At 44.2% G+C, this 23,275-nt stretch carries 15 protein-coding genes and 1 pseudogene; 9 read left to right on the forward strand and 7 right to left on the reverse strand.

The features are described 5' to 3' along the window. Positions 1-3: 3 nt before the first annotated feature. The 3 genes from coaBC to F6J90_RS32905 all read right to left on the reverse strand — a co-directional run bounded on the left by coaBC (position 4) and on the right by F6J90_RS32905 (position 2,863). Positions 4-1,248 (reverse strand): bifunctional phosphopantothenoylcysteine decarboxylase/phosphopantothenate--cysteine ligase CoaBC, encoded by a 1,245-nt coding sequence (coaBC, locus tag F6J90_RS32895; protein ID WP_293103712.1) that lies wholly within the window; start codon positions 1,246-1,248, stop codon positions 4-6. Next, positions 1,245-1,457 (reverse strand): DUF2555 domain-containing protein, encoded by a 213-nt coding sequence (locus F6J90_RS32900; RefSeq protein ID WP_071106527.1) that lies wholly within the window; start codon positions 1,455-1,457, stop codon positions 1,245-1,247. The genes coaBC and F6J90_RS32900 overlap by 4 nt, the downstream gene beginning before the upstream one ends. 296 nt (positions 1,458-1,753) lie before the next feature. Continuing rightward, positions 1,754-2,863 carry a transposase gene (locus F6J90_RS32905; RefSeq protein ID WP_293103716.1) on the reverse strand — a complete coding sequence of 370 codons (1,110 nt, stop codon included), beginning with the start codon at positions 2,861-2,863 and terminating at the stop codon, positions 1,754-1,756. Between the two features lie 263 nt (positions 2,864-3,126). On the opposite strand from F6J90_RS32905, the pseudogene F6J90_RS32910 reads away from it, so the two are divergent. Then, positions 3,127-3,269: pseudogene (locus F6J90_RS32910) on the forward strand (fructose-bisphosphate aldolase); the annotation flags it as partial. A 506-nt stretch (positions 3,270-3,775) separates the two neighbouring features. On the opposite strand, the gene ctpC reads toward F6J90_RS32910, so the two are convergent. From ctpC to F6J90_RS32925, 3 genes are all read right to left on the reverse strand, one after another. Continuing rightward, entirely contained in the window at positions 3,776-5,071 is a 1,296-nt protein-coding gene (gene ctpC / locus F6J90_RS32915) for a carboxyl-terminal processing protease CtpC (protein ID WP_293103719.1), read from the reverse strand. Positions 5,072-5,547: 476 nt separating this feature from the next. Next, positions 5,548-10,749 carry a hypothetical protein gene (locus F6J90_RS32920; protein WP_293103721.1) on the reverse strand — a complete coding sequence of 1,734 codons (5,202 nt, stop codon included), beginning with the start codon at positions 10,747-10,749 and terminating at the stop codon, positions 5,548-5,550. 795 nt (positions 10,750-11,544) lie between these two features. Further along, positions 11,545-12,864 carry a P-loop NTPase fold protein gene (locus F6J90_RS32925; protein ID WP_293103724.1) on the reverse strand — a complete coding sequence of 440 codons (1,320 nt, stop codon included), beginning with the start codon at positions 12,862-12,864 and terminating at the stop codon, positions 11,545-11,547. 433 nt (positions 12,865-13,297) lie between these two features. Between F6J90_RS32925 and F6J90_RS32930 the strand changes: the two genes are divergently transcribed. The 4 genes from F6J90_RS32930 (at position 13,298) to F6J90_RS32945 (ending at position 18,836) form a co-directional block, all read left to right on the forward strand. Continuing rightward, positions 13,298-14,140 (forward strand): FtsQ-type POTRA domain-containing protein, encoded by an 843-nt coding sequence (locus tag F6J90_RS32930; RefSeq protein WP_293103726.1) that lies wholly within the window; start codon positions 13,298-13,300, stop codon positions 14,138-14,140. Between the two features lie 219 nt (positions 14,141-14,359). Next, positions 14,360-15,631: a cell division protein FtsZ gene (ftsZ, locus tag F6J90_RS32935; protein WP_008186504.1), complete on the forward strand. Its 1,272-nt coding sequence runs from the start codon at positions 14,360-14,362 to the stop codon at positions 15,629-15,631. A gap of 329 nt (positions 15,632-15,960) precedes the next feature. Continuing rightward, positions 15,961-16,539: a hypothetical protein gene (locus tag F6J90_RS32940; RefSeq protein ID WP_293103730.1), complete on the forward strand. Its 579-nt coding sequence runs from the start codon at positions 15,961-15,963 to the stop codon at positions 16,537-16,539. 947 nt (positions 16,540-17,486) lie between these two features. Beyond that, positions 17,487-18,836 carry an NB-ARC domain-containing protein gene (locus F6J90_RS32945; RefSeq protein ID WP_293103733.1) on the forward strand — a complete coding sequence of 450 codons (1,350 nt, stop codon included), beginning with the start codon at positions 17,487-17,489 and terminating at the stop codon, positions 18,834-18,836. Positions 18,837-19,058: 222 nt separating this feature from the next. Here F6J90_RS32945 and F6J90_RS32950 read toward each other — a convergent pair whose 3' ends face one another. Then, positions 19,059-20,312, reverse strand: coding sequence for an FtsX-like permease family protein (locus F6J90_RS32950; protein ID WP_293103736.1), 1,254 nt, complete (start codon positions 20,310-20,312; stop codon positions 19,059-19,061). A gap of 531 nt (positions 20,313-20,843) precedes the next feature. Between F6J90_RS32950 and F6J90_RS32955 the strand changes: the two genes are divergently transcribed. The 4 genes from F6J90_RS32955 (at position 20,844) to F6J90_RS32970 (ending at position 23,231) form a co-directional block, all read left to right on the forward strand. Further along, positions 20,844-20,987, forward strand: a complete 144-nt coding sequence (locus F6J90_RS32955; protein WP_293103739.1) for a hypothetical protein — start codon at positions 20,844-20,846, stop codon at positions 20,985-20,987. Then, on the forward strand, positions 20,984-22,192 hold the full coding sequence (locus F6J90_RS32960; RefSeq protein WP_293103742.1) for a response regulator: 1,209 nt from the start codon (positions 20,984-20,986) through the stop codon (positions 22,190-22,192). Before F6J90_RS32955 ends, F6J90_RS32960 begins: the two co-directional genes overlap by 4 nt. 98 nt (positions 22,193-22,290) lie before the next feature. Then, positions 22,291-22,656, forward strand: coding sequence for a response regulator (locus tag F6J90_RS32965; protein ID WP_008186495.1), 366 nt, complete (start codon positions 22,291-22,293; stop codon positions 22,654-22,656). 29 nt (positions 22,657-22,685) lie between these two features. Then, a complete protein-coding gene (locus F6J90_RS32970) occupies positions 22,686-23,231 on the forward strand; it encodes a chemotaxis protein CheW (protein ID WP_293103747.1) in 546 nt (181 codons plus the stop codon). Positions 23,232-23,275 lie beyond the last annotated feature (44 nt).

Below are 23,275 nucleotides of genomic sequence, written 5' to 3' on the forward strand. Positions count from 1 at the left end.
TATTTATCTAGTAATTATTTGATACTTTACATTACTATTACCTTCCGGAGGATTTTGGATAAAATCAAATAAATGGTGAGCTAACTCTAATTTAGTGCAGCGATTAATCTGTTGATGCCGTCCTCTGTTATCAATCAAAATGGCTTGGTTGGTATCACTGCCAAAACCAGCATTTGGTTTGTCAACTGGGTTAGCTACAATGGCATCCAATCGCTTCTTGTTTAATTTTTGTAACGCAGGCTTGATAATATCTCCAGTCTGTGCTGCAAATCCGACTAAGTACTGATGGGGGTGTTTCAGTCGTCCCAATTCAGCTAGGATATCTGGCACCGGTTTTAAAGGTAGAGCAGCAGGAAGTCCATGCTTCGGTATCTTCATCTCCTGGTAGATTCCAGGGGTTACATCGGCTACCGCTGCTGCCATCACAATCAAATCAGCATTGGGAAAATTGGCTAGCATCGCCCGATGCATCTCAGTAGCACTCACTACTGGAATTGTCCGGATACCCATCGGTACTTCCCAAGTAGCTGGTCCATGAACTAGGGTGACAACTGCTCCCCGATTTCTGGCAGCTTGGGCTAGGGCTAGTCCCATCTTGCCTGTGGAGGGATTCCCGATAAAGCGTACTGGATCTATATATTCCCGAGTGCCACCAGTACTGATTAAGACTTGTTTACCGGCTAAGTCTCTTTTGCCACCAGTGTAGAGCAGGGATTGGATAGAAGCGATTATCTCCTCTGGTTCTGCCATCCGTCCTGCACCAATGCGATCGCATGCTAACCGTCCTGCTGTTGGACCAACACTATGATACCTGGGGTCACTTAACAGCTGTTGCCAATTTCGTTGCACTGACTGCTGCTTCCACATATCTGTATTCATAGCTGGTGCCAACAAAATCGGGCAACTAGACGCTAGAACCGTATTAGTTAGTAAGTTATCTGCTAAGCCATAAGCCAACTTACCTAGGGTATTAGCCGTCAGAGGAGCAATCACCAATACTTCTGCCCATTCCCCTAATTCAATATGCACCGGACGTTCATGCTTTGCTTGCCAGAATACGTTGTCTGTATAAGCTGGATGGCGAGAGAGGGTACTTAGAGTCAAAGGAGTGATAAATTTTTCAGCTCCCTGGGTTAGAATTACCCTTACTTCAGCAACCGCCTTAAATAGGGTAGAAACAACCTCACAAACTTTATAGGCAGCGATGCCCCCACATACACCCATTAAAACTTTTCTACCCTTATTCACGCCTCGTCGTAAGCTTCTATGTCCAGTAAGTAGATATAGGGTTCTGCTAACTCTGGACGCTGAAAGGCCAGTGCCCGCAGCAGATGCCAATCTTTGAGTCCTTCAAATGCGCTAGAGTAATCATCCAGCTCTAGACGTGCAGCCAACTTGGCAACGTCCTCTGCACTGAGAGCGGAAAGGTCACGTTGGGAAATGGTCGTAGTTGCCATTGCTCACGCCTCTCTTGCTTAGCTTTTTTGTTAACAGTTGTACGTCTTCGACAACTTTACTTCTATTATCCCTATTTAGTGACGCAACTGAGTATAGATCATACCAGCTTTAGCGTGAAGTATTCGTAAATTTTTGGTCAGTTTTTAGGGGTCATTTGTATGGAGGCTTACCATAGACACACAAATTATCCACAAACCGGCTGTAATTAGTTATTTATTATTAGTCATTTTTAAAGCCCCTTTCCCAATCAGAAATTGTCACAATAAAAGTAGAGTAACACCTTCCCGACACCAAGCTACCCTATGGTGCGGGCTTTCAGCAGCCCTGAAGAATCATAACTGAGATTACAGCTAAGAAGCTTCGAGCCTCCAGGCGCGGTTACAGATGCGCCCCAAATTTCAATCATTTTTGACCCGTTGTAGTCGGCGTCGCAGGTATTACCACAATTCCTACATTTAAAGTTTTTCCCGCTTCGATAAGACTGACCTGGGACTGGATGAATATGTAGGCATTGATGGCAAGTTTGCGAAGTATATGCGGGTGGAATAGCAATTACATTCACGCCCTCTTTTATCCCTTTATATTCCAAGAAAGTTCTCAGCTGATATAAAGCCCAGTTATTAGAACGTCTACGCTCAGTTTTATTTCTAGGTTTAGAGTTAGTTCTTTCTCGAATTCCGGTTAAGTCTTCGATAGCAACAGAATAATTTGTGACAATAGCGTCATTAATGATTGAACTAGAGATATTATGATTGAGCCAAGTTTTAAATCTCCTCTCGCGCCCCGATAGCCGTTTCAAGATTTCTCGACATCTACGACGAGTTGACCTTGTGCCTTGAGACGCTTTCTTTTGCAGAGAAGCACGAACCCTGGAGTATTTATCTCTAGTATTGTTAATTCCTTTCCCAGACCAATATTGACCTGTTGAGGTAACTGCTAGATCGCGTCTGCCAAAGTCTACACCGATAACATTTTTGGTTTTCTTGGGTTTTGGTACTTCAGACTTTAGCTGAATATGGATATAGAAATTGCCGTCTCGATGCTTACAAACTTGAGCAGAAGTTGGAGTCTGGCCCTTGAGTTTACCGATGTGGTAGTGACTTACTCGCATCGGAACTTTAACTCGTTTGCCAGTGGTACTGATGCCAACTAGATCACCTTCTTCGATAACCCGAAAGGTTCTGGCATCACAGTCAAAACTAGTAGGCTTAAATCCCTTAACTTTCCGTCTTTTCTGTTTAGCAGTTAATCGATTCGCTCCTACTCTTGCACAAGCTCTAACTATATGGTTAGCAGTTAGACCAAACTGAGATTTGACATCGTTGTAGCAAACGGCTTGTATTGAGTTTCGGGAGGTCTTGCTTGAGTTGACGTTGTGGTTAATCCAGTTGCAAGAGTCGCGCAAACGCTACCGCAGTATGATCCAGTAATTGATACTGTTCTGCGGTAGGTTCAATTCGTACAACTAGCGTTAGGACTTGTTTCACGACATCTAAAAACTCAGATTATGATATGGTAGCATACCGAGAGACCTGATGCGGATTTTCCTCCCGACCCCAAATCAGAGATTATGGGGCGGGCCTCCAATCCGCCGGAAAGGTGACTTTTCGATGAACTCTTATGGTTATGACTGCTACCCTTACCACACCCCAATCGATTGAATCCTAGTTGGGTGATGAAGCCGAAAGCCTCCTTACTTAAGTAAAGATTTATTGCATCTCCCTGGCTCTGATTGGGTGGCACGGATTTTTGGCAATAGCGATCGCTCTTCCCAAGTGCTCCGCAGTCTCCAGCAGTTGTATTCAGCTGGACTAGTGCTGATCGTTGGTTCATTATAGATTTAGCATGCTACGTCTCTACTTTTTCGTCACTAAGGAAATTTAAAGGAGATTTATCTGACGGGTAACCGGGCTAGGATCCTCATGATTTGGTAATTATTCTGACTTGTGGTACAAAAAAAACGGTCTCAATTATCAACAAGACCGCTCCATCAAAAAAATGCTGACTCAATGTATACTAAGTCCGGAATAGCAAAAATTTTTCTCGGAATACACTACTTGGAAAGCCCGATCACTTACCAAGTCTATCACTACTACATGGACTTAGGACATCATACTTTGGTTGAAATACAAAGGGAAAGGGGTAACCTCGGATCAATAAAATATCTTAACTTATAACGGTCGTGTGTTTGTCAATTACTAATTACTAATTACTAATTACCAATTACCAATTAGAAGTAATTGGGAGAATTGGTAACATAAAATCTCCCATCTCTTACCACACTCTCCACACTTTCAATCAGTTAAAGGTTTGAGGATTAACGAGCTTTCCCTTCTGCCCTTGAGTCTTGTTTGGCAGCAATTTCCTGCATCAAAATCTGAAACGCTTTGGCATACTGAGCATCATCCAAGGTGCCAACTTTGTCACGATTTTTCTGCAAGTCCTTACGCTGTTCATCGGAAAGCTCAAACACAATATCTGGTTCAATTCCAGACTTATTGATATCGCGACCACTAGGGGTAAGGTACTTAGCAATGGTTACTGCCAGACCTGAGCCATCTCCAAGCCCTCGGACGGATTGGACTAAGCCCTTACCAAAGGTCTTAGTTCCTACCAATATGGCACGTTGATTGTCTTGTAAAGCACCCGAAAGAATTTCGCTAGCACTGGCTGAACCACCATCCACCAGTACCACTAATGGTTTATCAGTCAGAGAGCGATTAATTGCTCTCTGGTATTCAGCTTTGCCGATTCGGTTAACTGTTGAGACAATCGTACCGGAATCAAACCACATCCGAGCAATTTCGATGCTGGCATAAAGTAGCCCTCCAGGGTTAGACCGGAGATCTAAAACATAGCCACTAACGTTCTGATCTTCTAACTTTCGGATTGCTTCCCCCATCTCCTTTGCCGCGTTAGCACTAAATTGAGAAAGGCGAATGTAGCCGATGCCATAACCATCTGAAGTTTCCCGATAGCTATACTTTACAGGGTGGATTTCAATCCTAGCTCGTGTGATGGGATAGTCTACTATCTTTTGGCCTCGCTGAATGGTCAAAGTCACGGAAGTTCCTGGCTTGCCTCGGATCAGTTGAACTGCATCGTTGACATCCATACCTTCGGTACTCTTGCCATCAATTTTGATAATGATATCCTTTGCCAGGATTCCCGCTTTAAAAGCTGGGGTATCCTCAATTGGGGAAATCACCATCAACTTTTTTGTTTCCTCATCCAGGGCAATCTGAATACCTACACCAGTTAATTCCCCAGATGTATCAATCTGCATATTCTTGAACTCTTCGGGATCCATAAACCGGGTGTAAGGATCGTCCAAGGGCTCTAGCATTTCCCGGATTGCCTTGTAGGCTTGTTCCTTGCTGCTGTAAGAGCGATTCAAATAATCTTGGCGAACTTCTTCCCAATCAACCTGGTTGAAGGTAGCATCTACATACCTGCGGTTAATAATTTGCCAAACTTCATCAACTAGCTCCTTAGGACTCTCGCGAAAGAAAGCCTGACTTTGAGATAGATGAAGACCAGCTCCTGTAACTGCTACAGTTGTTAGGACTACTGCTGTCGCACCAAGAACCAGGCCACGTTTTGTAATTACCATAATCCTTTCGCTTAAGGTCGGGAAACTAATGCAAAGGAGCTAAGCTAAATCTAACGAACGGGGATGCCAGACAGCTCCTATGCAAATCAATCTGAGACTGACACCCCCTTGTTCAATTTTGGGTAGTCTAACCCTGGTAATATACCCCTATGGCTATAGCCTTTTAGGGGTCATCTGTGTTGTTGATTAGGGTCGTGAGGATCTTATTTATCCATACTAACCTCATTAGCTAATCACGCCATCATACCACCACACCACACCACCATAATCCCATCTAGCTAGGATTTCAAGAAATAACCTATCCTGACTAAGGATAAGGAAGCTGGGGGTATCAGTCCCATACTATTAATTTTCCTCCCACCCAACTTCCCCTCCGGAAAATTATTGTGGTCATTGGTTTTGATCGTTAGTTGTTCAATGATTACCCATTCACCATTTCCCAGTCTAACATTACCGCTTCGGACCTACTAATTATTCTATTTGATATGGCTGTTTGTGATCAGCTGACAGAGTTGGCGATCGCTTTCTCTGACTTCTGGGTTGTTTTGGAGATAATTTCTGAGCCAGTGGCAGCTTTTATCTAGCAGATCCTCTAAATTCAAATTCCAAATTGCCACTGTACCATCTTCACTAGCCACTGCCAAGGCTGTTCCATCATGGCTCCAGTTAAGATTTGTGACGCGATGCTCACCAGCTTTCAAGGTTTTGATCAGGGTGTCGTCGAAGCGCCATAGCTGAACCTGGTTGTCCCAGCTGCTGGTTGCCAAAATTTTGCCCTTGGGGCTAAAGCGGACTTTGGCCACACTATCAGTATGGCCTTTGAGGGTTGATTGTAAAGTGCCATCTTTGCGCCAGAGTTTCACTGTGTTATCATAACTTGCTGTTGCCAAAAACTTGTTGTCGGGTGAGAAGCTAACATCCAAAACCCAATTGCGATGACCTGGTAGTGTTTTCAGAAGTTTCCCATCAGCACTCCACAGCTTTACAGTTTTATCATCACTGGCCGATGCCAATCGCTGACTATCCTGGCTAAACTTAACTGCATTAACCCGCTCACTATGACCAGTGAGGGTATGAAGCAATTTACCAGTGCGATCCCAAATTTTGACTGTCCTGTCCCGACTGGCAGAAGCGAGGTGCTCCGAGTCAGGACTAAAACTAACATTCAATACCCAGTCCTGATGTCCCTTTATTGTCTTAATCAAAGTACCGCTACGATGCCACAGTTTCACGGTGCCATCTCGACTACCGGAAGCAATTAGCTCACCATCAGGACTGAAACTAATACTATAGACCATATCATGATGCCCTGTCAAGGTGTGGAGCAGCTTACCGTTGCGATCCCAAAGCTTAACAGTTGTGTCATTACTAGCTGTCGCAATCTGTTGAGAGTCTGGAGAAAAGGTGACATCCTGTACATCATCCTGATGCCCTCTTAAAATCACGTGAGACTGATTAATACTACTCCAGAGCTTGATAGTTTTATCGTGGCTGGCTGAAGCCAGAATCAGTTGGTCAGTTTGAGGGTTGGATGGTTGTAGAGGGATATGGGACTTGCTGTGGGCTAGGTTGTCTTGAGAACTAAAGGGTTTAGTAGGACTGAAACTGACACCACTAACCCCATCGCTGTGTCCCTTAAACGTGTTTATTAAAGTGCCTTCACGGTTCCATAGCCGCACTGTATTATCATCACTGGCAGAGGCAATCAGTTGACCATCAGCACTGAAAGAAACACCATTAACCCATCGCTGATGCTTGGGAAAGGTTTTGATTAGCTTGCCATTGGCATTCCACAACCTTACGGTTTGATCGTCGCTAGCAGAGGCAATTAACTGACTATCTGGACTAAATACTACACAGTTAACCTGAGCGCTATGTCCTCTAAGAGTATTTAGCAATTTTCCCGTTTGACTCCACAACTTAATGGTGTTATCTGCACTAGCAGAAGCAATGATCTTGCCATCTCCACTAAAGCTTACCGACCGCACTACACCCCGGTGACCGGAAAAGGTTTTAATTAATTTGCCATCAACAGTCCATAATCGAATTTTCTTATCTTTGCCAGCTGCAGCAATCATCTGCCCATCTCGACTAAAACTGACACTGTATATATGACCGGCATGAGTGGTAATTGTTCTGACTGGCTCGCCAGTTTGACGCCATAGTCTGACTGTGCCATCCCAGCTACTAGAGGCAATTAACTGACTATCTGGACTAAAGGATACGCTGGTTACACTATCTTGATGACCTTCTATGGTTTGGATTAACTTGCCATCAGGATGCCACAGTTTGACCGTTTTATCGCGGCTGGTGGAGGCAATCAACTGACCATCTGGGGAAAAACTGATGCTGGAAACAATATCACTATGTCCTTCCAGTCGATTGTGTTCGGAAACTGAATAAACTGCCTGGGACAGAGCTGTGATTACTTGTAGACGGGTATCTGCATCTACTGTTCGAGATGGTAGATATTGCTGCTCTTCCTGCTGTAGTTTTTTTGCGGCTCTTAACCCTTCGAGCAAAGCATCAAAGGTTTTATGGGACACGAAAAGAGCTTCTGAAGAGGCACTCAGCGCACTAAGCATAGCATTGATTCGTTGAGCTTCGGCTCGCCATCTCAAGCCACCATTGGTCACTGCTAAAAGTGCCATCACTGTGCTAATGGCAATGGCACGCAGTCGTTGTTTGCGAACCCGCAACAGTTGACTCTCACTTTGTTTGAGCCGTACTCTAATATTAGATTGGGTACGTTGCTTATATTTTTGACGAATCGGTAGAACTAGATAATCATGAATCAGCTGATATCGGTTTTGTGGTGTTTCTGGCACTCGGAAGACTAAACCAGAACCCACCAAAATTTCCAAAATCAAGGGGATTTGAGTTAGTGTGGCGTTGTTACCATTGGAGAGTGCTAACTCAGCTTGGGTTTTTAACGGACGGGTACCTCGTTGATCGGTTAAGGAGAATAAAACCTCCCAGACGGCATCTTCATTCTCTGGCCCACAATCATAGATAATTTGGGAAAGCGATCGCTCTACTAGAACTGTCTTGGGGTCATTTCCCAAAGCTCGGTATCCTTCAAGGGTAGTAATTTTTTCCGTTTGTAGCTGAGCACCCACGACTTGTAACTCAATTAAGCGCACCACTCCCGTATTGGTGACTAAATCCTTTACCAGTGCCTCGATTAGAGCAGGTTCTAACTTAAACTGAGATACTGCTGTTAAGGAGTGAATAACGTTTTTGGCATTTTCTGGGGACAGATCCCCTAAGTGATAACGCAGCTTCTGATCCAGGATATTGTTGTTAATGACACTGAGATCCTTAGAGCGCTCAAACTCCAACAAGTAATGTAGATAATCTTCTCGCATAGACAAGATTATTTTTACAAAGGGGAGATTGAGGGCCTGGGCTAAAAAATCATAAAACTGATGCCGTTGCTCTAAGTCGGTGGCAAGGAAAAAAAATTCTTCAAACTGGTCAAAAATCAGGACGGTTAATAAGTTGTGCTGGGAACACCGATACAACTTATCGAGAATTGGTTTAAGGGTTAAAGGTTGTTCGCCTCTGGGTCCCTTGTAGGGTAGGTTGTTCGCTGTAGGCTTTCCCTTGGGGTAGGTTGTTAGCCGTAGGCGTTCCCTTGGGGTAGGTTGAACGGTTGAAGGTGAAAGGTTGGGATGTTTAAACTTGAAGACGACTGTACTTGCTAATTCAAGGTCTAGACGTTTTTCCAGCTCACCGAGCCAATTCCTGTAAACGGTTTGCACCACTGTCAAGGTTTGTCTAGCACCAATAATTCTGGAGCTAAGTGCAGGAACTAAACCAGCATTAATCAGGGAACTCTTGCCAACGCCGGAAGTCCCGTGAATCACCGTTAGTTTGTGGTCATTGCGGCTAATGCGTTCGAGCAGGCCGTTGACATCGGTTTGACGTCCAGCGGCTGCAATTTCTAGGGCTGATGAACAAAAACCTTTCTTGGTAATCGTTGCCTCAGTTTCTCGACTTGGCTCGACACTCTGTAAGGGAGCCATACCAGCAAACGTAGAAAACCTAAACTGTTGTTCTATCAAGCGTTTTTGTTGCTTAAGTTCAAACCCTCGTTGGTATGCTTTTTGCTCGAAGTAGAGCGATCGCAATTCCTCCAACAGCTCCATGAACAGTTGAGGCTGCTGCTGTAGAGGGTTGGGCTCGATAGTTTTGAGGTTTATGGCTTGTTCAAGATAATTAATGGCAGATTTTGGCTTGCCCAGCTGGCGCACAGATCTAGCAGCTAGCAGCAGATAGGAACCTCGGTGGCAAAGCTTTTGACCGTTGAGAGTCGGCTGAGATGTCTCCAGAGTGCGCACAGCTGTGAGGGCTAAGTCTATAGCACGGTTCCAATTCGATTGCTCATAGGCAACTGTTGCCAAAAAGCCATAGGCTCGAGAGAGCTGAACTGGATTATCGAGAGTTATTGGGTGTGCCAGAAACTCTCGCGCTAAATCTTGTAATTCTGTCCAATGTTCCAGGTGTTGTAGGACTTCTCCGAGTTTTATGGTCAACTGAGCCACCAAGTCCAAGCGTCCTGTGGTCGTAAACACCTCAATGGCAGTACAGAAGCTTTTCTGGGCTTGCTCCCACTGATGGCAACCGATGGAGCCTTGCAACTGGGCTTGACGGCAATAGCACAAGCCGATGTGATAGAACACTAAACCAAGCCGTTCTAAACCTGAAGGGGTGAGGGGGGGATGAGAGAAGGGGGGGATTGAGTGGTTAGTTTGTCCGAGACGTTGGTCGAAACAGTTACCTGTGTCCCTTTTGCCCTCTTTTCTCTTCTTCGAAGCTCTGCCTTGGATAGTTGTAAATCCGTTTACCTGTTTAACCGGTTTATAATATTGTTCATGTGAATGGGGAGCCTCACTGCACAACCAGCCTGCCCATTCTCCTGTATCCTGTTGCCAAAAATTTAGACTCTGCTGATAATGCTCCAAGGCCAGATTAATTTGGTCATTTTCAAAGGCATCTCGCCCTAGAATAAAGTGCTTGGTAGCTAGTAGGATAGAATCTACGCTGATGTCACGAGATTGCAAATCCTGTAATGCCCACTCAAATTCTTGGCGTCGGTGGCAATCGGGAGCCAAAGAAAGCACCTTGTTGGGCAAAAACTCTCCCAAGTCTCTAGCCAAAATATTGGCAAAGATTTCATCTGCCGTTCTATAACATAAAGCGAGTAATTGGTCAATGGTAAGTTCAAACCGAATCGAGGTAGTAGCCCAATTTTTAAAATAAGGAGCAAGCCTCATCAACTTTTGAAGTCCCTTGTCAGTTACCCATACAACTAAAGGACAGGTTAAGCATTTGGGCAATTCATCTCGGACCTGGTTAGCCGAAAGTAGTACCTGGTTGATGCCATCAACTGACTCTAGACCCGATACCATTAGGGCAGATGTTGTCCCATACTGTTGGGTGCTAAAGATATTACTAAATAGAGTTTGACTAGACTTGTTAAGAACTAGCTCACCTATGGTGAGCTCTGTGATTTCTCGGACGTACTCCCATATTTGCTTCCTAAATAACTCGTAGTTGCATCGCACCAAAATCAGTGCAAATTCTCCTTGGGAGAACATTATTGCCCGGGATAGGGTTAATAGAGAGCGAGCACTGTATGGGGCTAGTGTTTCTGGGGGATTTTGCTGCTTCATGTCACTAACCTTTTGACCCCTACTGGTACATAAATTCCCTATTACTAGGGTGATTTACCCTCTAGATAGTAATCTTACTATCAGAACTTATCGGTAAGTACGGGTTTTCACTGATAAAAAACAATAAGTATAATCAGGCCTTAATCAAGAAAAACATCTCTCATAAGTACCTTGATAAATAGTTCAGTAATTACTACTACTTATTTAATCAATATATTTAATTAAAATTATTAATAGCAATGATAAATTCACTTATTGACCCTCAAGTCCATAGCGTGGATATCAGTGATTTCCCGGAATTTTTCTGGTTTTCTAGTGGGGTGGAACTATAAGTTCCTAGAGGAAAACAGATAAAATAGTTAAACTATCAGGACAACCGCCGTCACTCTACCTTGAGGGGCGGCGGTTGTCCTGACTAGATCAGTTTTCAACTCAATTAGGGATAAAATTTCTCCCTTTGAACCAATTAGTAGGTGGTAGGTGGTAGGTTCTAGATGAGGGGATGTACCTTACCTGAGGGGGGTGAACCTGAAGGCTCAACTAATGTCATACCAAGGGTTGAGAGAAAGTTCTTCCTCAAAAAGAAAAGGTGATTAACAGGTAAGGGTCGCACCTGTTGAGTTCTAATTTCGAGGTCAATAGTCCGGCTCAATTTTCCAGAACACCCCACACCCTGCACCCTTAACCCTATATCATACACCGCCTTCTCTGGCAAAATCCCATAGGTGCGCTTTCCGTTGGTGAATTAAATTCGCCACGGGTCGCACCTTTGGAAGCCAAGGGATTTTAGCCTTCTTACAGAGCTAGAGACCGAAACTTTTCTGTTTCTGCTAAGGCTGGGTTGATCCCAAACCAGCGCCCTTGTTGATCTTGGTATTCATAGACAAACATACTGCGCAACAAGGTTTGATATTCTTGTTCCCCCTTGACGGACTGCTGTTGCACGACTTGAGATAGCAACTTCCACTCTTCCTCTTCAACAGCCAGAGTCAAGTCATCTCGGTATCCCTTAATCACACTCTCTAAACAACTCCTGGAAAAGGGTGGGTCTTCATGTTGCAAACAGTTATAGAGCAACCCTAACAAGTTACGGACATGACCGCCACTAATGCGACACATCCGGTCGAGGGTTTCTGGGCTATCAAATACTAGTGGAATCAGGTTGAGCCGCTGTTGAGGATCAACCATTGGAAAAGCTCGGGCTAGCAATAGCTGTCGCAGCAGTGCCATACCTTCTGGATAGTCACGACCATCCCGTAACTGTATGGGCACCATGGGCAAAATTTTGGGAGCCACACCACCACCGACTCGATTTTTGAGAGTTTCGTACTCGTTGGAGAACATTAAGGACAAGGGTAGAGTGTAAACCACATGGCAGTTCAAACGCCTTAACTGAGTACCACGGTCGATAAAGAGATACTCTGGCTGGGAACGACCTGAAGCCATGGAGCGATTATCAACTCGGTCAAGATTATCAATAATCACCACCAAACCCCTTTTCCCACGCAACTTCAGCTGCTGAATCGCTGATTGTAAAATTTCTTCGTTGATGGCATTCAAAATGCTTTGGGTGCGGGGTTCTAGGTGCTGTCGTAGCAGTTGGCGTTGCTGAGGACTGTCTTTACTTCTGGCTGTAATTTTGGCAATGCCTACGGAAAATTCGGCTTCTGTTGAAAACTCGATAGGAGTTTGCAAAAAGTCTTTGATTTCATTAAATAATTTACTAAAGTAACTGGCTCTGAGCTGTATGCTGATCGCTTCTAGGCTTTCACAGACTGACCTAGCGATGCTGAGTAAAATGTCACTGACATCAACATCCACCATGTCTAGGTCTTGAGAGGACTCAAAATAAACAACATGAAATTGCTGCTTCTCCAACTCGGCTTTAAGTCTTAACAACTCAGTAGACTTACCACAGCCAATGTGACCAGTAAACAATTGACAGGTAGGTTCATCTGGTGACAGACGGGTAATGGTTCGTCCTAAAGCTTCGATAATCTTTCCTCCCCTGACAGCGGAAAAATCGATATAGTATGGATGGTCTTCTGGATTACCCATATCTAAGGTTTTAGCTGGGTTACACGCTTTGAAAAATCTTGGTAGATGCAGTTCCATAAATTAACCTCCTACCGTTGTGGTGATGGTTGTGGTTTACAGAAGGCGGTTAGAAAGCCCACTCCTTCAACAGGGTGAGATAGAAAGCGTCGCCAGTAATTAGTCTTTTGTAAAAGACTAATCACTAATCACTGGCTCATCCCACGACCAAGGTACGTGGAATGAGTTAACTATAGAGGACTGATTAGGCACCAATGCCTTTTCCCATCAGGCTGATGGAACCTGTTAAGTATAAAACGTGGGAACCTAGTAGTGGTTAAATTAAAAAAAGTATTTGGTGCTCACTGAGGAATTGCAAAGTTCAAACCTTGTCGTTACCCAGATTTTTGGGTAGATTGGCGTGAAGCGATCGCGCCGCAGCGCAAACGCCCACGCGCCAATTGTCAGGCTTACTTCAAGTCATAAATGTACTCTGTCGATTGATCGGTAGTAGATGACCAACATCGCATCAGTCTCTCAATCACAATTGTCTAATCGACGCAAACAACTGCGACGGATACGCCGGATTCAATTTTATCAAAGGATTTGGCGTACACTTTTGGTGGGCGGTATCGCTGGAAGTTTACTCTGGGCAATAACTTTACCAGATTGGATGATTCGTCACCCAGAACAAATCGAGATTCAAGGGAATTATTGGCTTTCTGCTGAAGCGATTCGCTCCCTGCTGCCTTTATCCTATCCCCAGTCTTTACTGCAAGTACAACCCCAAGTCCTTGCCGAGTTTCTGGAGTCTGAAGCTCCTATTGCTTCGGCTCTAGTTAGCCGTCAACTAATACCACCAGGATTGACAATACAAGTTAGAGAGCGTCAACCAGTGGCTATTGCTGAGCAGAGTAAGCTCCAAACCAGAAAAACTAAAAACTCTACCCCAACCTTGGGTTTAGTCGATGAGCAAGGGATCTGGAGCCCCAAGAGCAGTTACGAACCACTCTCGGCCAACCTGCAGTTGCCGAAGTTGAAAGTGATTGGTCAAAATTCCGTTTATCGCCCTTACTGGTTCGATTTTTATCAAGCTGTGAGTCAGTCGGCTGTAAAAGTTTTCGAGATCGATTGGCGAAATCCAGCCAACTTAATTCTGAAAACCGAGTTAGGAAATGTACATTTAGGTCCTTACACTGAACGCTTCCCCACGCAACTGAGAGTTCTAGATCAGATGCGAGAATTGCCGAAGCGCACACAAAAGAGCAAAATAGCTTACATTGACCTGCAAAACCCAGACTTACCATCGATTCAAATGATGACAGACTATGAAAGTGTGCAATCGAGAGTTAAATAAGGATAAGCGTTGAAGGTCAGACAGGTGATTAGCCCTACTCTGACGGCTAAACCGAGGCGATATTTCCAGAACCATTGTTTTGTTTCAGGTTAGTTATCGGGTTAAGAGCCTGCCGTTGCCAGGGTCTTTGGTTTTTCAATCAACTTACTCTATAGTTAACTCAGACTGCTACATATAACTTATAAAGATAAAGATAAACACTTACCCTCACCTGTTGCAATGACGCTTAATAGTCAACTAGGGCTTGCTGCTCAAAGTTCTAAAATCATCGCAGAAGCAGATCTGTCATTAGGATCCGACAATACACATCCTTTTAGTAACTCTGTATTACAATTCGGTCAAACTTATGATTCTAATCGCATACCCAGGGAAGAAACTAGGAGTGACAATATCGTGCCAGGTAGCGTTGCAAAAATCAAGGTCATTGGTGTTGGCGGGGGTGGTGGTAACGCAGTTAACCGCATGATTGCCAGTGATGTCAGTGGAGTAGAGTTCTGGTCAATTAACACAGATGCTCAAGCACTAGCCCAATCATCAGCCCCCCAACGCTTACAAATGGGGCAGAAGTTGACCCGAGGGTTGGGAGCAGGAGGGAACCCAGCCATTGGTCAAAAAGCCGCAGAAGAATCCCGGGAGGAAATTGCCCAGGCTCTCGAAGACACTGACTTGGTTTTCATTACAGCTGGGATGGGGGGTGGTACTGGCACAGGAGCTGCCCCGATTGTAGCAGAAGTCGCTAAAGAGATGGGTGCTTTAACCGTGGGAGTGGTCACTCGTCCATTTACCTTTGAAGGACGCCGCCGTACTTCCCAAGCCGAGGAAGGAATTGCCGCTCTGGGGAGTCGAGTCGATACCCTAATTGTTATTCCCAATAATAAACTCTTGTCAGTGATTTCAGAACAGACTCCTGTTCAAGAAGCATTTAAAGTAGCTGATGATATCCTACGTCAGGGGGTACAAGGGATCTCTGATATTATTACTATTCCTGGCTTGGTGAATGTGGATTTTGCCGATGTGCGAGCGGTGATGGCAGATGCTGGTTCGGCTCTGATGGGCATCGGAATGGGTTCTGGAAAATCCCGAGCCAGAGAGGCAGCAGTAGCTGCCATTTCTTCTCCTCTGCTGGAGTCTTCTATTGAAGGGGCTAGAGGGGTAGTTTTAAATATTACTGGTGGCAGTGATCTGACCCTCCATGAAGTGAATTCAGCAGCAGAAACTGTTTATGAAGTGGTTGATCCCAATGCCAATATCATCTTTGGAGCAGTAATTGATGATAAGCTCCAGGGTGAAATTAGAATTACTGTGATTGCTACTGGATTTACCGGAGAAGCCCAGTCTGCACCTAAATCTGTGGAAACTCCCCTGAATCGGCGACCGATTGCTCCTACACCGATGCCCCCTACTCCCAAGGTTGAGCCTAAGAGTAGACCAGGATTAGATATTCCAGAATTCCTGCAACGGCGTCGTTTTCCTAGAGGACCAAAGGAGTAGAAAAAAACTGACGGAAACCAAATGGCATGGAAGTAAAGCAAAGCAACCTATAGCCAAGGCAAGACTGTTGTCGCTCCCCTTGGTAATTGCTGATTTTACTACTAGGCGTGAAAACTTCCCTAGACATTGCTCCTGAGCCTGAACCCATGGGAAACTTTTTTCGGTTATCACTATCAATAGTCAGTCAGACTATGGAGCGGGAGTTTTTTTTGACTATCTCCCTAGCTTTTAGCCAACAAGGGCTGCCCACAGATTAAAATTTCAACTATTCTTGCCTTGGATGAAGTTTAGCTATACTTATGACTTCTAATCACCGAACCAACCCCCCTATGCCCAAATCCAGTAGCGATCGTTACCCTAGTTCAACATCGGCAAACAAATCGAATACATACTGTCCGTCAGTACCAATTTCTGTCTACCGGGAACTAGCAGCTGAGTTGCAAGCAACACAGGCGATGTTGGACTCTCTCCATTCTCAAAATCAGCATTTAGTTAAACAACACCAGCAGCTGCGACAGGAAGTTAAAAAAGTTATTAATTCAGCTCTGCATCTACAGCAGGTGATCAATTCCTTAGAACCAGTGAGTCCAGCTGAAGTCCATCGACCTCAGCGAGTAAAGCCACCGGAAGCCCGTCAAGCTCCACCAATTCCACCCCAGCGCACCGCTACAACTATCCCAGGGGGTGAATTTTCCCCACCTCAGAGGAAACCTCAAACCCCTCCCTCTTCCTATCGAGAAACTTTAGTGATTGAACAAGAAGACAATCGCTCCCTGCGAACTTCCCAACCAGAGGCAGTCTCATATGTCAATGGCTGGGTGTTGGTTATAGCCATCTTGGGAATTGTCTTGAGCGCATTTGGTGCTGGCTTTTTGGTGGTGAAACCGATACTAGATAGTAATCGTTGAACCATTGTGCTGGTTGATTAATCGATTAATGGCGGGTTCTTTGAGATTCATCCGCCAATCTATTGTTGTACTCAACCTCGCCTGTATTTACCGCTATTTTCGCCTCCGCATTGCACCATTAACTGTAAAATTACCATAATTACTGCCAAGGGAAATCGGTTTGTAGCAGTTAATGGCCAGGTCTATAAGGTTTGCCAGGGTCAATTGTGCCCAGAACATTGGCTGATCACAGATCTTTTTACTTAGATCAAATCCACAGTCATTAGTCAGTGGTGAAGGGCAACAAAAAACCTGCTCAACCTGAGTTCGAGATTAGCGATCGCTCCACGAAAGACTAAGGGATATAAGCTTTGGGCAACTAGGGTATATTAAGGCTTTCAGCGTTACGTTGAACTCAGGTTAAAATTCATAACAATGAATTTTAGCAGAGTGAGTATTTAACGGGAAGTAGAACTGGTAGTACACAGCAAGCCATTCTAGGTCCGTTGTGAGTCCCCTATTCACGTGAGTTCGATATCAGGGTACACTCCAGAAAAAATCACGGTGCGCGCCTCCTAGGGCGCGAGGGATTGCTCGCGCCCTAGGGTCGCACCGCAGGGATACAGGCTTTCAGAGACTAGGATAGATTAAGGCTTTCAGCGTTAGGTCGAACTCAGGTTCTTCCTATGATGACTGAAGTTACCCCTCCTCGTTGATATCCCTAGCCATAGTTTTTGAGGAGCGTCTGACCAACAGACTTACATCTGTGATGGATTTAAGAAACACGAAGCGGCAGCAAATGCCTCAACCATAGGGGTTTGACAAAGTCTTTCTGCCAGAGATGGGTTTGAATTGATCGGGACACAACTGGCAGGTAAAACTCATATTAATGACCAAAATGGCAAGCAGTTCTCAGAAAGAGGATTTACAATGAACTATCAGGTTTCTATGAGTATGAGCGTGCAACTGTGATTCCCTATGACTTTCTAAAAGCGATCGCAAATGAACACGGTGTATCTAAAGCCGAGCTAGAGGTTGTGGCTTTGGCGATGGAGGGTCAATCGACAAACGCGATCGCAAAAATCCTCAACATTAGTGAACATGCAGTGCGCAAAAGACTCAGCGAGGTCTACAAAAAGTTTCCTATATCGGGTACAGGGCCTGTAAAGCTAACCAAACTGCAACAGCTGCTGGTCAATCGCTATCAGACTCATATAGAAACCCAGGATATCTCCTCTAACTGCAGAAGCTATACCCCTATCTCTACTGTCCAATCCTCAAACCCCAAGCACATGGATTGGGGTGAGGCACCAGATGTTTCTGTTTTCTATGGTCGCACTGAAGAACTACGCCAGTTAGAAACATGGATTGTTAAGGATCGTTGCCGATTGGTGGCACTACAGGGTATGGCAGGGATTGGTAAAACCACCTTGTCAGTGAAGCTGGCTAAACAAATTCAGGATCAGTTCAAGTATGTGGTATGGCGTTCCTTACGTCAGGCACCCCGGTTAGAGGATATCCTAGCAGAACTGCTCCAATCTTTATCTGGGCCCCTAGAAACTGTAGGATATGAAACCGCCGAGGGGTCAAACCCACTCCCTAGTTGTCAAACTGCCAAGGAGCGTATCTCCCAACTAATTGAGTACTGCCGCCAACACCGCTGTTTGATAGTCCTCAACGGTGCCGAATCTATTCTACAAATTGGTACACTTGCGGGCATCTACCGAGAAGGCTATGAAGGCTATGGTGAATTCATCAGACGCTGGGGAGAAGAACCCCATCAAAGCTGTTTGTTGATTACCAATCAGGAGAAACTCAGCGAAATTTCGTTACAAGAAGGAGAGACTTCACCTGTGCGTTCCTTAAAACTTGAAGGTTTAGGGGAAGCCGCTCAGTATATTTTGCAGGAAAAAGGATTGTCTGGGCAGAAAAACTGGGACTATTTAATTAAGGCGTATCGTGGGAATCCCTTGATGTTAAAACTTGTTGCCATAACCATCAAAGAAGTTTTTGATGGCAGTGTGACCGATTTTTTGGCAACTACCCTATTTACCCATGACGTTAGTGACTTTATCGAAGAAATCTTAGATCGGTTATCAGATTTGGAACATAAAATTATATATACCATGGCTAGTCACAAAGAACCTGTAATCCTAACTCAATTACAGGATGAATTACTGGAGATATCGCCTCAGGAATTACTCAGGGCTTTAGCCTCCCTGAGACAGCGCTCCCTAGTAGAAAAATCTCAAGGCGGGTTCACCTTGCCTCCTGCAGTCATGGAAGTGACTAACCAATTAATTGCTGAGCGAGAATAGTCAGAATATCCCAGTTTACTAAATTTTTGCAACTATTAATAGTTAAATTTAACTGGGTGATATCGAGTCCAGTTAATCAATTTGTCTTCAGGTAAATCGTTAATTGTAAATTGTTAATGGTCAAAGGTCAATTAACAATTTACAATTAACAACAACTAACAATTCACAAACAACCAAGAATGATAAGTATTCAATTGGACATGATATGACTCAACAGGGTTTCTAGGCTTTAAATACAATGGCTGGATCAATACGAGTCACCTTTTGGATAGCGAACAAACCCGAAGTTACACACATTACCACAGTTATGCCAAAAACACCTGTGGCAGATACTGGCGTGATCAAAAGGATAATTCCTTTTGATTTAACCCACACACTCAACCCCCAGCAAAGGAGCATACCAGGCAGATAACCAAGAACAGCCATCCACAATGCTTGCTCCACAATAACACTATAAATAAAGCGATCCGGTGCGCCCATCGCTTTTAGGGTACCAAACTCTTTGATATGGTCAGAAACCGAGGCATACAGAATCTGAGTGACCACTACCATGCCAACAATCACTCCCACAGCAGCACCTAGACCTAATACAAAACCAAGACCTGTTCGCACCTGCCAGTAATTTCGGGTCTTGCGTGCCATCTCAACCTTCGTATAAGCACGAGTCCCGGGTAAAGCAGCGTCTAAATTCTGCTTGAGTTGCTCAAGATCCTGACCTAGTTTAGCCTTTACCATGATATAGGTAATGGGGTCTGTTAGGCTCAAAGGTGTAGGTTCAGGAATCTCCGACTCATCAGACTTATTCAAAGACTTTGACTTTTCGTAAATAGTGGTACACTGCAAATTATCTGAAGATTCTACAGTGCAGTTAAGCTTAGAGGTATAGCTGGTGTTGATATAGGTATTGGCATTTTCTAAGGAAGTAAATAAGAATGGGCTAGCTACAAGGGATTGACTCTCCGTGGTTAAGCCGACCAATCGAGCAGGCAAGAAGTTAACCGTAGCGGTATCACCGATATCTGTCACATTGAGCGTCGGTAATCTGCTTTGATCCACCATAACCGTGTAAGGCTCCTTAAGGGTCTTCAGTCTACCCCGAGTGATTTTTCCAGGTTGGAACAGTTTTCCCCCTAGGTCAAATCCAATCAACTTAACAGGACTGGTATCTCCCTTAAGAGGACGCCATCGACCTGACCCCATCAGTAGTGCTTCTGCTCGCTCCACACCTTTGACTCGTTGAGCTTGATCTAGCTGATTTTTTAAAAGTGGCTCGGTTAGCTCAAACTGAACCATTCGGTCAGAACTTACCCATATATCTGCCTCGGATCCCTCAATCAGAAGAACTGTAGAGCGAGTGAACCCGTTGAGCAGACCAGTTTGGATTGTGACTAAGCTAACGGCAAACATAATTCCTGCTTGAGCGACCAGAAAGCGAGGAATGTCTGCCCAGAGGTTTTTGCGAGCAATAGAGACCATAGGAGATTATGCCGAGAGAACTTTTAAGTAATATCACGTCCGAGAGCATAGAAATTGTAAGGTGTGGGTTTTTGGTAATTGTTATTTCTCCCAACCTTGGGTTCGAAGAAGACCTGATCGCAAGCGCCAGCCACGAAAACTATTCCATGGGCATACTCTCTTGATTTAAAAAGCTTCCAGAACTTAATAGGGCAAGGGTTTCATGGGTGTAGCGGGTTCTTCTGAATGCTTACAGTCAAAGTCATAAAGCCAGTGTAACTCATAGACTTTTAATTAACTAACATTAACTAACCAGTAAATTTTTGTAAATCCCTGCCAAGATGGCAACACAGCTCAGTGGCAAGAGTGATACATTTCAGTAGTTTTCTGGCATAGAAGGTCATAAATAATCAAAAACTTCCGTCAATGCGTAAATACCCCATAGTGTCTCTCTTGTAATTTGTGTAAACTCACGGATACATCAACCTCATAAAATTCTGTAGCATTGAGCTAGCAGTTACCTGATCAATCATATTTTACTTGTGCATCTCGGTGAAAGTCTTTAACTGTTCCCGGTGTTTTTTCTTGCCTATGGTTAAGAAAGCCTCTTGCCAATCGGCAAATTATTCCGGTAATGGCAGCACTAGGACAATCAGTTTTGCTGACAACGGCAATCAGGTAAACCAAAGGCAATGATGGCGATAGAACAAAATTATCCTCTAATTCCAATCAAAGAGTTTACTTCCGTCAAACAAGCTGGGTTGTTTGAAATTTTGAAGCAGCCTCGGTTTAGCGGTCAACTCATTCTAAGTGATCCTAGTAAACAAGAATGGATATTTCACATTTATATGGGTCGCCTCATGTATGCTACCGGAGGGACTCATCCAGTGAGACGGTGGCGTAGAAACCTACTCATTCACTGTCCTCAGACATCTGCTCAGCTTTCATCACTGCAAGAGGATCTAGCTAATACCAATTGGGAAGATGTCAATGTCTGTTGGGACTATCATTTGCTATGCCTATGGGTAGATCTGCACAAGGTTACCCGTGATCAAGCCGTCAAAATGATTCAGTCTGTCATGGTAGAAATACTTTTTGATGTTACCCAAGGGATGCAGATCACCTATCAAATCAAACCAGATTCCTCATCATCATTATCATCATTATTTAAACCACTGGTCTTGATTGACGCAGAGCAAGTCATCCATGAAGCTGATCAACTTTGGGAAGCTTGGCAAAGTGCTCGTGTAGCAGACCGCTGCCCTAATCGGGCACCAATAATCAGGCAGCCCGAGCAACTGAGAGTTAAAACATCCCCTCAGGCGTACCAAACTATGACCAAGCTGTTGAATGGACAATATACCCTACGAGACTTAGCCATACTAATGAAACGGGATGCTAGGGCAGTTACTCTGTCGATTCTGCCTCACCTGCAATCAGGATTAGTGGAACTAATAGATATTCCGGATTTACCTGCTCCAGTTTCACTACCTCCGAACGAAACATCGGTAAAAACTGTACCTGAGCAGAAACCTTTGATTGCCTGCGTGGATGATAGTCCCCTGATCTGCCAAAGCATGGAAAAAATTCTTACCTCAGAAGGCTATCGCTTTGTGGCTATTAATGATGCACTTAGGGCGATCGCTACTTTGTTAGCTAGTAAGCCAGAGTTGATATTTTTAGATCTAGTCATGCCAAATGCTAATGGCTATGAAATTTGCGGTCAATTGCGTAGGCTCTCCTTTTTCCGCAATACTCCGATCGTGATTTTGACCGGTAACGACGGCATCATCGACCGTGTGAGAGCTAAGATGGTTGGCTCCTCAGATTTTCTGAGTAAACCCATCAATCCTGAAGAGGTATTGAGAGTTATCATTAAACATCTTAAACAAGTTAATTAGAATTGACTAGATAGCCGAAATTTAAGTGTTTACAAAAAAATATGTTTAAACACTTGCTTACTTGATTATAATTTTAGAGTTATTTAAATCGGATAAAAATGGTTACCGCATTAATTGTTGAAGATTCATTAACTGATCTAGAAATTTTCAGAGGTTATCTCAAGGAAAATGGGTTTAATGTATTAACTGCCCATAATGGATCAGAAGCCCTAGAAAAAATTAGCAGTAATCAGCTGGATTTGATTGTCCTTGATGTTGTCCTTCCGGATCGCAGTGGTTTTGAAATTTGTCGAACCCTTAAAAATGAAGCTAAGACAAGCCAAATACCTGTGATAATCTGCTCCACCAAAGATACTGAAATGGATAAATTTTGGGCGTTGAAGCAGGGAGCAGATGCTTACCTGTATAAACCTGTTGATAACGCAGAACTCCTAAAAATAATTAACCAACTGGTCAAGGGCTAAATCTGAGCTATAAAGAAAGAGAGATCATCATGGTATCCAAGTTTGTCCCAGCTTTAGCTTCCCCGTCATCAGCCACTGAAACTGCTGCGAATGAAATTAGACAGCAGTTTCTGCGGTTTCATCTGGTACCTGATACTACTGCTTTAATGCCAATTAATCAGCTGACTGAAGTGCTGACCATTGCTGTTGGTCAAATTATTCCAATTGCCCATATGCCACCTTGGGTGATGGGTGTTTACAACTGGCGGGGTGAAGTTCTTTGGATGGTCGATCTCGGACACATTGTGGGACTAACTCCTTGGCATCAGCAACCGGTAAATACATCACACTACACCTCCTTAGTGTTGCATATCCAGTCTCATGATCCTAAGTCCGTTAAATACAACCAAATGCTAGGGTTGGTCGTCAACCGGGTAGAGGACATTGAATGGTGCAATCCCGATTTGATTCAACCTCTGCCGTCATCAAGCATGAATCCTGAATTGGCAAAGTTTTTACAGGGATATTGGCTGAAACATGGTGGTGAAATGCTAGTAGTTTTTGATGGAAAACTAATTTTTGATACCATGTGTTAATCATAATATTCAGCGACTTTTACCTACTCGTAGTATTTCCTCAT

Source organism: Moorena sp. SIOASIH, from assembly GCF_010671925.1.
GTDB lineage: Bacteria > Cyanobacteriota > Cyanobacteriia > Cyanobacteriales > Coleofasciculaceae > Moorena.

Coding starts and splice junctions, on each gene's coding strand:
- F6J90_RS32940 (WP_293103730.1), top strand. CDS start 15,961: ATGCCCAAATCCAGTAGCGATCGTTACCCTAGTTCAACATCGGCAAAC.
- F6J90_RS32930 (WP_293103726.1), top strand. CDS start 13,298: ATGACCAACATCGCATCAGTCTCTCAATCACAATTGTCTAATCGACGC.
- ctpC (WP_293103719.1), bottom strand. CDS start 5,071: ATGGTAATTACAAAACGTGGCCTGGTTCTTGGTGCGACAGCAGTAGTC.
- F6J90_RS32920 (WP_293103721.1), bottom strand. CDS start 10,749: ATGAAGCAGCAAAATCCCCCAGAAACACTAGCCCCATACAGTGCTCGC.
- F6J90_RS32965 (WP_008186495.1), top strand. CDS start 22,291: ATGGTTACCGCATTAATTGTTGAAGATTCATTAACTGATCTAGAAATT.
- F6J90_RS32950 (WP_293103736.1), bottom strand. CDS start 20,312: ATGGTCTCTATTGCTCGCAAAAACCTCTGGGCAGACATTCCTCGCTTT.
- ftsZ (WP_008186504.1), top strand. CDS start 14,360: ATGACGCTTAATAGTCAACTAGGGCTTGCTGCTCAAAGTTCTAAAATC.
- F6J90_RS32900 (WP_071106527.1), bottom strand. CDS start 1,457: ATGGCAACTACGACCATTTCCCAACGTGACCTTTCCGCTCTCAGTGCA.
- F6J90_RS32970 (WP_293103747.1), top strand. CDS start 22,686: ATGGTATCCAAGTTTGTCCCAGCTTTAGCTTCCCCGTCATCAGCCACT.
- F6J90_RS32925 (WP_293103724.1), bottom strand. CDS start 12,864: ATGGAACTGCATCTACCAAGATTTTTCAAAGCGTGTAACCCAGCTAAA.
- F6J90_RS32960 (WP_293103742.1), top strand. CDS start 20,984: ATGATGGCGATAGAACAAAATTATCCTCTAATTCCAATCAAAGAGTTT.